This window comes from Bradyrhizobium macuxiense (assembly GCF_007993935.1).
Lineage (GTDB): Bacteria > Pseudomonadota > Alphaproteobacteria > Rhizobiales > Xanthobacteraceae > Bradyrhizobium > Bradyrhizobium macuxiense_A.
Genome location: NZ_VITY01000001.1, coordinates 1 through 12,599 on the forward strand (window position 1 = coordinate 1; position 12,599 = coordinate 12,599).

Here is a 12,599-nt window from a genome sequence, read left to right on the forward strand (position 1 = left end):
CATCCCGCGGTTTGCTCATCGCATTCCCCAATGTCGACGACGCCGTCAGGGAATCACGAACCGCCCAAAAACGAAATCCCAAAACGCAGGAAAGCGAGGTCCCACACACCGCTTTCCTGCAAAATCGAATACTTTCTCAACACAATTTTTGCTTATTTTTCAGGTCAATCCGCATTCTTCACGGACGACTGATAAAGCGACTTCCCGCGCGCCAACAAGTGGCCGCCGGATCGAGCTGATCCGTCCGGCATCAACATGCGCAGCCGCCTGACATCTGATAGCCGCTCTGGAGAGAGTTTGCCTAGATAGGCGGTGTCTGGCGCATCACGGTATTGACCTGAGAAAAGAGCCTCCGTCTCGGACACGGCAAGCGTGTGGCACCCAGCTAGACTTGTCTTGTGGAAAGTTAGCTCAAAGCGGCCGCGGATCCTACAGATCGGAAACTCTGTGTAAAAGAAGGCTGTGGCGTCGGCCCCGGACACGTTCAGCGCGTAACAATCCGCAATCGAGTAAGAGCTTTCCGTTGGAAACTCCCACACCTTCTCGCCAATATCGGAGAAGCAAACGAGCCCAGCTGCGCCGATTGGCTTCGGCCCAACTCGAAATCCCCAACCAAAATTGCCGAATACTCCTTCGTCGAGATAACCGACCCAAATGCGACCGAGATCGTCGACCTGCACGGCACTTATGCCGTCCCCCAGCAGCATCCGAGCTACCTTCCCGGTGCTCGGTTGGATAATGGCGCCGTTCAGATCGAAGTCGTTTTCGCCGCGCCACTCACACCTCGGCCCCGCGATGAGAATTCGCCCATCGGTAAACACGTCGACAAATGGAGCTGTCAAATCCAGCCCGGGAAGCTCGACCACCTGCGACTTCTCTGAAGTCATCCTCACGAGGTGAAGTCGCACCGGCATTTGTGTTCGCGTACGCGAAAATATGCCAATGCCTTGCTGATACGTTTCAAACAGATGCTTGGTCGCAGCCTTCTCGGCGAAAAGAAACAGCAGCGAGCCATCGTTCGCAATGGAGATCCTAATGAGCGCAAGGCCAGGCAGAGCTGGGATCGCGCAGACGTCTTGGAATCGGATCGATGCAGCCAACGGCTTGCTCCCGATATTGCTTAACTCGGAATACCGCATCGGCGATCATTGGCAAACTAGGGGTCACCCACTGTCGTCGAACACTCATGCTTGACACCGCCGCCCTTTCGGCGGTATGGCCCTGCGCCATGAAGCTGAACCGGACCCACCGCCGCGCCATCTGCCGTCGTCGCACCCGCGACGATGCTGGGCTGCGCCGTGTCCGACGCCATCGCTGATTAGCTGACATCAGCCAAGGTTTTCGAGAAGGCCGCGCCCGCAAAGCGCGGCCTTCTTGCTTTTCGGCCTTTCCCCAATCCCCACACCGACCCCAGAGGAGATCGATATGACCAACGCCGCCCATCCGTTCGACGCGCTGATGGACATCACCGCCCGCCCCGAGGTCGTGTTCGTGCGCGGCGCCGGCTCCTATCTGTGGGACGCCAACCGCAACCGTTATCTCGATTTCGTGCAGGGCTGGGCCGTCAATCCGCTCGGTCACTCGCCGGTCATCGTGGCCGACGCGCTGGCCGCGCAGGCCCGGCGGCTGCTGACGCCGAGCCCGGCCTTCTACAACGAGCAGAGCCTGAAACTGGCGAAAGCACTGGTCGACAACAGCTGCTTCGACCAGGTGTTCTTCGCCAATTCCGGCGCGGAGGCCAATGAAGGCGCAATCAAGCTCGCGCGGAAATTCGGCGCCAAGTACAAGAATGGCGCGCACGAGATCATCACCTTCGAGGGCGGCTTTCACGGCCGCACGCTCGCGACCATGTCGGCCTCGGGCAAGAGGGCATTCGAGCCGTTGTTCGAGCCGAAGGTCTCGGGCTTCCGCAAAGCCAGGCTGAACGACATCGTGTCGGTGCGGCAGTTGATCAATTCGTCGACGGTCGCGGTCATGCTGGAGCAGATCCAGGGTGAGGCCGGCGTGTGGCCTGCGAGCGACGCATTCTTGCAAGAGTTGCGGGCGCTGACCCAGCAGCGCGGCCTGCTGCTGATCGTCGACGAGATCCAGACCGGCATGGGCCGGACCGGAAAATTGTTCGGCTACGAGCATGCCGGGATCGAGCCCGACATCATGACGCTCGGCAAGGGCATCGGCGGCGGCGTGCCGCTCGCAGCGCTGCTCGCGACCGAGCATGCCTCCTGCTTCGATCACGGCGATCAGGGTGGCACCTTCAACGGCAATCCGCTGATGTGCGCCGCCGGGCTTGTCGTGCTCGATCAGATCAGCCAGCCCGATTTCCTGAAGTCGGTTGTCGACACCGGGCTGCTGCTCGAGCGCGAATTGCAACGGCTGTCGGCGCGGCACGGGCTCGGCGAGATCAGGGGCCGCGGCCTGCTGCTCGCGCTCGACCTCAAGATGCCGATCGGCGCCGCCGTCGTCGCCGAGGCATTCGCCGCCGGTGTGCTGGTCAACTCGCCGCAGCCGGACACGCTGCGCTTCATGCCGGCGCTCAATGTCACACGGGAGGAGATTTCCTTGATGATCGACTGTCTGGATACCGTGCTGACGAAAGTCGGTGCAGCAAGAAGGGTGGCGTAACGACCGGCACGTCCGTCATTGCGAGCGCAGCGAAGCAATCCACGTCCCCGCTCGGGGATAGATGGATTGCTTCGTCGCTTCGCTCCTCGCAATGACGTGGAGAACTACGGCCTTAAAATCGCCGCGCCGGTGGTCGCCCGGCTTTCCAGGTCGACATGCGCCTTCGCCGCATCCTTCAGCGCATAGGCGTGGTTGATCGGGACGTGCAGCTTGCCGTTGATCACGGCCGCGAACAGCGTGTCGGCGCCTTCGAGCAATTCCTTGCGGGTGCCGACATAGTCGTTGAGCTTGGGCCGCGTCGCGAACAGCGAGCCGTGGTTGTTGAGCTCGGCGAGCGGGAACGGCGGTACCGGACCTGAGGCATTGCCGAACGAGACGAACAGGCCGCGTGGCCGCAGGCAGGACAATGATCCGGGAAATGTGGTCTTGCCGACGCCATCATAGACCACGTCGCAGAGCTCGCCGCGGCTGATCTGCTTGACGCGTTCGACGAAGTTCTCCTCGTTGTAGAGGATGACATGATCGCAGCCATTGGCGAGCGCGAGATCGGCCTTCGCCTTCGAGCCGACGGTGCCGATGACATGCGCGCCGAGCGCCCGCGCCCACTGGCAGGCCAGCAGTCCGATGCCGCCGGCCGCGGCGTGGATCAGCACCCGATGGCCCTGCTCGACCTTGAAGGTCTTGTGCAGCAGGTACCAGACCGTGAGCCCCTTGAGCATCAGCACGGCGCCCTGCTCATAAGTGATGTGGTCGGGCAGTTTTACAAGTTTGTCGGCCGGGATGACGCGCTCGGAGGCGTAACCGCCGAGGTTGTAGTAGTAGGCGACGCGATCGCCGGGATGGAAATTCGTCACCCCCGGACCGACCGCCAAAACCTCGCCCGCGGCCTCGTTGCCGGCGATGAACGGCAGGCCGGGCGCCTTGTAGAGGCCGGTGCGGAAATAGACGTCGATGAAGTTCAGCCCGACCGCATGCTGGCGGATGCGGACCTCACCGTTCCCGGGTGCGCCCACCTCGACGTCCTCATAGGTCAGGACCTCCGGGCCCCCAACCTTGTGCACGCGCACAGCCTTGGTCATGTCGTCGCTCCCCTCAGATATCAGCGTCAAGCGAGCGAATGCCATCGGCGCCGCCTTGTCAACCAAGCGGGGCCGGAACTGGCCTGGCGCCCCCCTACGCCCTCTTGCGGTTGCGCTTGGCCATGACGTTGAACGCCTCGACCGCTGCCGAGAACGCAATCGCGAAATAGATGTAGCCGCGCGGGATGTGGAATTTGAATCCGTCGGCGACCAGCGCCACGCCGATCAGCACCAGGAAGGCAAGCGCCAGCATCTTGGTGGTCGGATGCTCCGCGACGAACCGCGCCACCGGTCCGGACGAGAGGTACATGATCGCGCAGGCGATCACGACCGCTGCGATCATGATCTCGATGTCCTGCGCCATGCCGATCGCGGTGATGATCGAGTCCAGCGAGAACACCAGGTCGATGACGATGATCTGCACGATCACCCAGAAGAACGCACTGGCGCTCGGCTTGTCGTCGGCCTCCCCCTCGCGCGCCTCGACCTCGCCGTGAATTTCGTGGGTCGCCTTGGCGATCAGGAACAGGCCGCCGCCGATCAGGATGATGTCGCGCCAGGACAGCGCGACGTCCGTGATGGTGATCACCGGCTGCGTCAGCCCGATCAACCAGACCAGGATCGACAGCAACAGGATGCGGAACACCAACGCCAGCAGCAGGCCGATCTGCCGCGCGCGGTTGGCCTGCGCCGGTGGGATCCGCGACACGATCACCGAGAGGAAGATCACGTTGTCGATGCCGAGCACGATCTCGAGCGCAGTCAGGGTCAACAGCGCAGCCCAGGCTTCCGGGCTGGTGATCAATTGCATCATGCTCTGAAGGCTTTCATCCGGCGGATCACGGTATCGCTGCCGACGATGTAGACGGCAATGGCGCAGAGACCGAAGGTGATCGGGGCCCCGACCACGAAATCGTTGGCGAGGGTGTAGGCGCCGAGCAGTGCCCAGGCGCCGAGCAGCCACAGCGTCAACCAGCGCAGTCGCACCACCCGGAACGGGTGCAGCACATGGAACGGCGCGAAGGTCAGCACGATCAGGAGCGCGACCACGATGGTCGACAGCACCGGCGGCAGATGCAGCAGGAACAAATAGAACGCCGCCGCATTCCACAGCGCCGGGAAGCCGCGGAAATGGTTGTCGTCGGCCTTCATGCGACGATCGGCGAAATACAGCGCGCTGGAGACCACGATGCCGATGCCGAGGATCGGCGCGGCCAGCGGCAGCAGCATGCCGCTCGCGGTGATCGCATAGGCCGGCACGAACACATAGGTGACGAAATCAACCACCAGGTCGAGCACCTCGCCCGACCAGTTCGGCTGCAGCCGCACCACGTCGAGCCGGCGCGCCAGCGGGCCGTCGATCCCGTCGATGATCAGCGCGACCCCGAGCCAGGCGAACATGTTGGCCCAGTGCTCCCGCACGGCCTCCAGCATCGCCAGCAGCGCCACCCCGGCGCCGAGTGCCGTGAAAATATGAACGGAGAATGCGGCGGTCCGCATCCGTTCTGGCAACGCATCCGGCTGGCTCGAGTGCTCCATCGGCCGAAGTGCTATCAGGAATCGGCCAGCTTTGCATATGCAGTCTTGCGGCGTTCCGCCGCGCAAGGCGCTGGAAACTCTTGGTGGTTACCGATGGCTTGAAAATCGGGCCAAGCATGTCAAATGTCCTGATATGACCGACAGCTCGCAGGATTATGACGTTATCGTAATAGGCGGCGGCCCGGCCGGATTGACGGCTGCGATTGCCCTCACTGAGGCCGGCGCCCGGACCGCGCTCCTGGCGCGCCGCGCGCCCTATGCCGACAACCGCACCACCGCGCTGCTCGGCGCCTCGACCGACATCCTGGAGCGGCTCGACGTCTGGCGGCGCTGCAGCGACAAGGCTGCCGCGCTCAAGACCATGCGCCTCGTCGACGACACCGGCCGCCTGATCCGCGCACCGGAGGTGCGGTTCAATTCCGACGAGATCGGCCGCGAGCAGTTCGGCTTCAATATCGACAATCGCGCGCTGGTCGCAGCGCTCGAGGACCGCGCCGGCGAGATATCAGCGCTGACGCGGTTCGACGACGAGGCCGCCTCGGTGCAGCCGGATGATGCAGGGGTCACCGTTGTGACGCGGCAGGGCCAGTCGCTCAGGGCCCGGCTTGTGGTCGGCGCCGACGGACGCAATTCATTGTCGCGCGAGGCTGCCGGCATCGAGGTGACGAGCCGCGCGCTCGGACAGTCCGCCCTCACCTTCAACATCACCCACACCAGGCCGCACCGGAATATCTCGACCGAGTTTCACACCGAGCACGGCCCCTGCGTGTTCGTGCCGCTCGCCGGCAATCGCAGCAGCGTGGTCTGGGTCTCGGCACCCAAGGAGGCCGAGCGGCTGATGGCGCTCGGCGACGCTGAACTGTCTGACGCGGCGGAGCGGCAGTCGCATTCGATTCTCGGCCGCGTCGAGGTGCAGGGCGGCCGCCACGTGTTTCCGCTCGCCATCGAACGGCCCCGGCAATTCGCCAGGGACCGGATCGCGCTGGTCGGGGAATCCGCCCATGTGCTGCCGCCGATCGGCGCGCAGGGCCTCAACATGGGGCTGCGCGATGCCGCCGATATCGCCGAGATCACGGGCCAGGCGATCGGCCGCGGCGAGGATCCCGGCGCGCCGAACGTGCTGGCGCGCTACCAGGCGGCGCGGCGTCCGGATGTGGCCAGCCGGACCTGGGCGATCGACATCGCCAACCGCTCGCTGCTGAGCGATTTCCTCGGCGTGCAGACCGCGCGCGCCGCCGGTCTGCATCTGCTCGGCGCCGTCGGCCCGCTGCGGCGGCTGGCGATGCGCGAGGGGCTCGCGCCGTCATGGCGGCGCTGATTTTCGTCTTAAGGAAACACCAGCCGTCCGCTCTGGATGAACCACATCACGCTGGTCAGCGTGACCACCGAGGCGAAGGTGCCGATCAGCACGGCAACCGACGCCGGCTCGATCCAGGTGTCGTTCTGGCGCGCGATCACGAACACGTTGAGCGCCGGCGGCAGCGAGGCCATCAGCACCGCGGTCGCGGCCCAAGGCTGCGCGAACGGGCCGAACAGCAGCATCAGTCCGAATGCCAGCAGCGGATGGATCAGGAGCTTGATCGCAACCACGCCCGGCACCTCCCACGGCACCCGCTCGAACGGCCGCAGCGCCACGGTGACGCCGAGCGCGAACAGCGCCATCGGTGCTGCGGCGTTCTGCAGGAACTGGATGGTGCGGTCGAGCGCTGTCGGCAGCGGGATGTGAAACGCGGCGACCAGCGCGCCGAACACCGCCGACATGATCAGCGGGTTCTGCACGATCTGGCGCAGCACCACGCCGAGCGCGTGCAGCAGCGAGGGATGGTCGCGGTCGGTGAGCTCGATCAGGAGCGGCACGATCGAGAACAGGAAGATGCTGTCGCAGCAAAAGATCAGCGCGGTCGGCGCCGCCGCCTTGGCTCCGAGCACGGCGAGCGCGAGGCCCGGGCCCATATAGCCGATGTTGCCGTAGGCACCGGACAGGCCGGCGAGCGTCGCCTCGCGCAGCGAGAGGCGGCCCATCAGCTTGCCCGCGACCATCGCCAGGAAGAACGCGATCACGGTTCCGAGCGTGGTCGCGATCAGGAATGGCGGGTTGTTCAGCTCCGCAAACGGCGTCTTGGACATGATCCCGAACAGCAACGCCGGCAACGAAACGTAAAGCAGGAAGAAATTCATCCAGGCGAGCCCGCTCTCGGGCAAACCCTTGGCTTTTCCGCACGCATAACCGATGAAGATCAAGCCGAAATACGGCAACGCCAGATTGAGGATATCGATCATTCTGAATGTAGTTTCTCGGCCGGTTTTCGGGGCGTTTTTGCAGGCCTGGAATCGGTAAACCGGGGGTTAATTCGAAGCTTAGCCCCTAGCATCGGCCACAATGTTGGTCTATCGACGAACCATGATCAAAGCGCGCACCGCCAAGTTTCAGATCGGGCAGATCGTCCGTCACCGGGTGTTCTCCTTCCGGGGCGTGATTTTTGATATCGACCCGGAGTTCAACAACACCGAGGAATGGTGGCTGTCGATCCCCGAGGACATGCGGCCGCACAAGGACCAGCCGTTCTATCACCTGCTCGCGGAAAACTCGGAGACCGAGTACGTCGCCTATGTCTCGGAGCAGAACCTGTTGCCCGATGATTCCGGCGAACCGATCCGGCACTCGCAGGTCGCGGAGATCTTCATCAAGGACAAGTCGGGCGGCTACCGTCCGCGCAATCCTTCGCTGAACTGACATTTGGCGCGGGCGCTCACACGCCCTCGCGCCTGGCCAACACCACCGCAATCGCCCAGACCACGAACCCCGCCAGCGCCAGTCCGGCGCCGACGAGCCCGGTCGACGTCCAGCCGTAGCCGGCCGCGACCGCCATTCCACCGAGCCACGGCCCCAGCGCATTGGCGACGTTGAAGGCGGAATGGTTGAGCGCTGCAGCGAGACTCTGCGCCTCGCCCGCGACATCCATCAGCCGGGTCTGCAGCACGGTGGCGAGCGCTCCGCCGAGCCCGATCAGGAACACGTCGGCGCTCAGCGTCCAGAAATTCACCGCCGCCAGCGGATACAGCGCCAGCGTCGCGGCCGACCACAGCAAGAGGCCGCCTGCGGTCGCCATCAGCGCGCGGTCGGCAAAGCGCGGCACGATGATGTTACCGGCGGTGAGGCCGGCCCCGAACACGCATAGCGTGACCGGCACTAGCGCCGGCGAGGTGTGCGTCACCGCCAGCATGGTCGATGCGAGATAGGTGTAGACCGAGAACAACCCGCCGAAGCCGATCGCACCGATCGCCAGCGTCAGCCAGACATGCTTGCGCCCGAGCGCCGACAGTTCGCGGAGCGGGCTCGCATTGCTATTGGCGACGTCCCGCGGCGCGAAGATCAGGACCAGGATGGCGGTGAGCAGCGCCAGGCCGGCAACGATCGCAAAGGCCCAGCGCCAGCCGATCGCCTGCCCCACCCCGTTGGCGAGCGGCACGCCGATCGTCGTCGCAATGGTGAGGCCGAGCAGGACGCGGCCGACCGCCGCCGTGCGTTTATCCATCGGCACCAGCGAGGCCGCGACCAGCATGGCGATGCCGAAATAGGCGCCATGCGGCAGCCCGGCGAGGAAGCGCAGCGCCAGCATGGTGTGATAGTCGGGCGCGAGCCCCGAGAGGCCGTTCATCAGCGCGAAGAAGCCCATCAGCGCAATCAGCAGATTCCGCCGCGTCATGCGCGCCGACAGCACGGCGATGACGGGCGCGCCCACCACGACGCCGAGCGCGTAGGCGCTGATCGCGTGACCGGCCTGGGGCTCGCTGACATGCAAGTCGTGGGCAAAGAACGGCAGCAGGCTCATGGTTGCGAATTCGGCGATGCCGATCGCAAAGCCGCCCATCGCCAGCGCGAGATGGACGATGCCCGGATGAAAGGCGCCGGGGACGTTGTCCTGGTCGACGCGCCCGCCCGCACCGGCCGAAGCGCGGCCGGTCGGCTGCTGCAAGTCCTCGTTGTTGGGCCGGGGGAGCGGTTCCCGCCGCTGCGTGTTGACTTGCTGCGACATTCGGCGACTTCCATGACAGCGAACGGCGGCCAGGGTCCGCGAGAGAACCACGCGCGCATTTGCGCATCGACAGCGCGCATTGCGCGCTTTCGTCTGGCCTCCCGGTTCGGATTTATGATTGTGCTTCGGCGCCGGACTTTATCCGGACAAGGAAACGACGATGCGGCTTGGCGCGATCGATGTGCCCTGACAAACCATCGCACACGATGTGCACGATCACCAGCGCGGCAGGCTGCCACCAGCCAGTCCGTATCGCATGACAAAAAAGGCGCCCTTTCGGGGCGCCTTTGATTTGCGATGATCTCGCGATGTCGTGAACGCTTGATCGAAAGTTTACTTGGCCGCCGGGTTGGCCGGAGCCGGCGTCGCACCAGCAGCGCCCGCGCCTTCCAGCTTCTTGCGCTGCTCTTCGGCGCGCTTCTGCAACTCTTCCTGCAGCTTCTTCGAGTTTTCCTCGAACACCTTCGGATCGGTCGGCGGGCCGTCGAAGGCCTTGGCGAATTCGGTGTTGAGCGGCAGCGGCAGCGTCAGCGGCGCGCCGTTCGAATTGATCGCCTGAACAACGAGGTTCTGGCCCTTCTTCATGTTGGCGATCAGCTCGGGGGTTGCCTCATAGTCGGACATGCAGCCGTTCTGGAAGCAGATCACATAGGGCGCCTGCTGCGGCGGGTTGTTGTCGACGATGATACGGGTGCCGTGCACGAGCTGCATGCCGAGCGGCAGCGTGACGCGCAGGATCTTCTTCGGCTCGCCTTCCGGCTCGATGATCACGGCGGCGATGACGGGCTGGCCGGACTCGATGCGGCCGTCCTTGCCGGTGAAGCAAACCTGCTTGGCGTTGGCTTCCTGACCCTTCAGACAGAACTTGGTCCAGGGGGCGTAGATGAGCTGGATCTGCTGATCCTGGGGCGGCTGCTGGGCGGCGGCAGCGGGCGGCTGACCTGCGGCCGGTGCTTGGGCCGCTGGTGCCTGGGCCGGAGCCGGCGCTGCCTTCGGAGCTGCCTTGGGTGCCGCCTTGGGCGCAGCCTTCGGTGCCGCGGGCGCCGGCGCTGCCGGCTGCTGGGCCTGAGCGGCAGGAACCAGGAGCGCTGCAGAGAATGCCGTCGCCGCCATCAGGGCAACAATTCGCCCATGCGGCCGGACCGGGGCGGCCAAGATACGGAAATTCATTGCGGAAAACCCTTTCTGAACGGCAGCGCCCGAAACCGCTGCAGGCGCCGACACATAGCCGTTTGGGCGGCTGTCTCCTAGTCAATTGAGGCGGATACGTGACAGGCGTTCCCGCCTTCGAATTGCACGCCTTCAATACAGCGGCGCGCGGAAAGATCAATGCCGACAAGCGCATTTGCGCCTATGTGACGACGAGTTTCGGCGGCCTGTGATAAACCTCGGCCGTGACGTTTCGCGAATCAAATCCGGCGCCTCACGCACGTGTTCCCGGGCACGGTTGGCGCGCCGCATTGGCCGCCATCTGGCTCGGCTTGCTATTCGTCCCGGCGCTGCTGACGGGCGCGCCTGTCCCGGCTTTGGCCGCCGAGAGCCACGCGATCGCGATGCACGGCGCGCCCGCGCTGCCTGCCGATTTCACCCATTTGCCCTATGCCAATCCCGACGCTCCCAAGGGCGGCCGCCTGGTCCTGAGCCCACGCGAAGGCACCTTCGACAGCCTCAACCCCCTGATTGTCCGTGGCCTCGCCGTGCAGCAGCTCCGGGGCTACGCCTATGAGCGCGGCTACGTCTACGAAAGCCTGCTGGTGCGGAACAATGACGAACCCTTCACGCTCTATGGCCTGCTCGCCCGCAGCGTCGAGACCGACGACGCCAGAAGTTATGTGACATTCCATATCGATCCCCGGGCGCGCTTCTCCGACGGGCACGAGGTCACGGCCGACGACGTGGTGTTCTCGCTCGAATTGCTACGCGATCACGGCCGTCCGCTGCATCACCAGTATTATTCGAAGGTCGCAAAGACCGAGGTGCTCGACCCGCTGACGGTGCGGTTCGACTTTGGCGGCGTTGCGGATCGCGAGTTGCCGATGATCCTCGGCCTGATGCCGATCCTGCCGCGCCACGCCACCGACGTCGCCAGATTCGAGGAGACCACATTGGCGCCGCCGATCGGCTCCGGCCCGTATCGCGTGACGGCGGTCAAGCCCGGCACCAGCGTGACCTTCACCCGCAATCCCGATTACTGGGGCCGCGACCTGCGGGTGAACCGCGGCCTCTGGAATTTTGACGAGATCAGGCTCGACTACTACCGCGACGCCAACGGCCAGTTCGAGGCGTTCAAGCGCGGTCTCTATGACTTCAGGACCGAGCCCGAACCGCTGCGCTGGCACGATGGCTACGATTTCCCCGCAGCAAGAAACGGCGAGGTGATCCGCGAGGCCATCAAGATCGGCACCCCGCAACCGTCTGAATTCCTGGTGTTCAACACCCGCCGGCCGAAATTTGCCGACGTCAGGGTGCGGCAGGCCCTGCTGATGCTGTTCGATTTCGAATGGATCAACCGCAATTACTATTTCGGGCTGTATTCGCGCTCCGGCGGCTATTTCGCCGGATCGGAGCTGTCCGCCTATGGCCGCCCGGCCGATGATCGCGAGCGCGAACTGCTGAAGCCGTACCTGTCGCATATCCCGCCCGATATTCTCGAAGGCCGCTATCGCCTCCCCGTCACCGACGGGTCAGGCCGCGACCGCACCATCCTTCGCGACGCGCTCGCGCTGCTGTCCGAGGCGGGCTACGCGCTCGACGGCACGGTGCTGAAGCAGCGCTCGACGGGAACGCCGCTCCGGATCGAGATCCTGGTGACGACACGCGAGCATGAGCGGATCGCCCTCGCCTACCAGCGCGACCTGAAGCGCGCCGGCATCGACTCCGCGGTGCGGGTAGTCGACGCGGTGCAGTTCGAGCAGCGCAGGGTCGCCTATGATTTCGACATGATCCCCATTCGCTGGGACCAGTCGCTGTCGCCCGGCAACGAGCAGTGGTTCTACTGGGGCAGCCAGGCGGCCGACGTACCGGGCACCCGCAACTACATGGGCGCCAAGGATCCGGCCATCGACGCCATGATTGCCGCGCTGCTGACGGCGCGGGAGCGGCCGGCCTTCGTCTCGGCGGTGCGGGCGCTGGACCGGGCCCTGACCTCGGGCTTCTACGCTATCCCCCTATTTAACTTGGGAGAGCAATGGATCGCGCGGTGGAATCGGATAGAACGGCCTTCGACCACGGCGTTGACGGGCTACCTGCCGGAAACTTGGTGGCAGAAGCCCGGCGCGCAATCAAAGTGATCTGCCACGTAATTTTCCAGGTGATGCAGACC

At 64.6% G+C, this 12,599-nt stretch carries 11 protein-coding genes; 4 read left to right on the forward strand and 7 right to left on the reverse strand.

Annotated features, from left to right (window positions below; translation table 11 throughout):
• Positions 1–164: 164 nt before the first annotated feature.
• Positions 165–1,100, reverse strand: a complete 936-nt coding sequence (locus tag FBZ93_RS00005) for a hypothetical protein (protein ID WP_246667317.1) — start codon at positions 1,098–1,100, stop codon at positions 165–167.
• Between the two features lie 325 nt (positions 1,101–1,425).
• Between FBZ93_RS00005 and FBZ93_RS00010 the strand changes: the two genes are divergently transcribed.
• Entirely contained in the window at positions 1,426–2,622 is a 1,197-nt protein-coding gene (locus FBZ93_RS00010; RefSeq protein ID WP_146983949.1) for an acetylornithine transaminase, read from the forward strand.
• A gap of 104 nt (positions 2,623–2,726) precedes the next feature.
• On the opposite strand, the gene FBZ93_RS00015 is transcribed toward FBZ93_RS00010, so the two are convergent.
• From FBZ93_RS00015 to pcsA, 3 genes are all read right to left on the reverse strand, one after another.
• A complete protein-coding gene (locus FBZ93_RS00015) occupies positions 2,727–3,701 on the reverse strand; it encodes a quinone oxidoreductase family protein (protein ID WP_146983950.1) in 975 nt (324 codons plus the stop codon).
• Between the two features lie 94 nt (positions 3,702–3,795).
• Positions 3,796–4,515, reverse strand: a complete 720-nt coding sequence (locus tag FBZ93_RS00020) for a TerC family protein (RefSeq protein WP_146983951.1) — start codon at positions 4,513–4,515, stop codon at positions 3,796–3,798.
• On the reverse strand, positions 4,512–5,240 hold the full coding sequence (pcsA, locus tag FBZ93_RS00025) for a phosphatidylcholine synthase (RefSeq protein ID WP_146983952.1): 729 nt from the start codon (positions 5,238–5,240) through the stop codon (positions 4,512–4,514). The genes FBZ93_RS00020 and pcsA overlap by 4 nt, the downstream gene beginning before the upstream one ends.
• A gap of 133 nt (positions 5,241–5,373) precedes the next feature.
• Between pcsA and FBZ93_RS00030 the strand changes: the two genes are divergently transcribed.
• The gene (locus FBZ93_RS00030) at positions 5,374–6,558 is read left to right on the forward strand and encodes a UbiH/UbiF family hydroxylase (protein WP_146983953.1); all 1,185 of its coding nucleotides are present in this window, start codon (positions 5,374–5,376) and stop codon (positions 6,556–6,558) included.
• Positions 6,559–6,566: 8 nt separating this feature from the next.
• Here the strand turns inward: FBZ93_RS00030 and FBZ93_RS00035 are convergent, their stop codons facing one another.
• Entirely contained in the window at positions 6,567–7,520 is a 954-nt protein-coding gene (locus tag FBZ93_RS00035) for an AEC family transporter (protein ID WP_146983954.1), read from the reverse strand.
• 121 nt (positions 7,521–7,641) lie between these two features.
• Between FBZ93_RS00035 and hspQ the strand changes: the two genes are divergently transcribed.
• A complete protein-coding gene (gene hspQ / locus FBZ93_RS00040; RefSeq protein ID WP_050406639.1) occupies positions 7,642–7,974 on the forward strand; it encodes a heat shock protein HspQ in 333 nt (110 codons plus the stop codon).
• A 16-nt stretch (positions 7,975–7,990) separates the two neighbouring features.
• Here hspQ and FBZ93_RS00045 read toward each other — a convergent pair whose 3' ends face one another.
• Both FBZ93_RS00045 and FBZ93_RS00050 read right to left on the reverse strand, forming a co-directional pair.
• On the reverse strand, positions 7,991–9,277 hold the full coding sequence (locus tag FBZ93_RS00045; protein ID WP_208763939.1) for an MFS transporter: 1,287 nt from the start codon (positions 9,275–9,277) through the stop codon (positions 7,991–7,993).
• Positions 9,278–9,610: 333 nt separating this feature from the next.
• Entirely contained in the window at positions 9,611–10,447 is an 837-nt protein-coding gene (locus tag FBZ93_RS00050; RefSeq protein ID WP_146983955.1) for an invasion associated locus B family protein, read from the reverse strand.
• Between the two features lie 383 nt (positions 10,448–10,830).
• Between FBZ93_RS00050 and FBZ93_RS00055 the strand changes: the two genes are divergently transcribed.
• Positions 10,831–12,567, forward strand: a complete 1,737-nt coding sequence (locus FBZ93_RS00055; protein WP_146984683.1) for an extracellular solute-binding protein — start codon at positions 10,831–10,833, stop codon at positions 12,565–12,567.
• Positions 12,568–12,599: the final 32 nt, after the last annotated feature.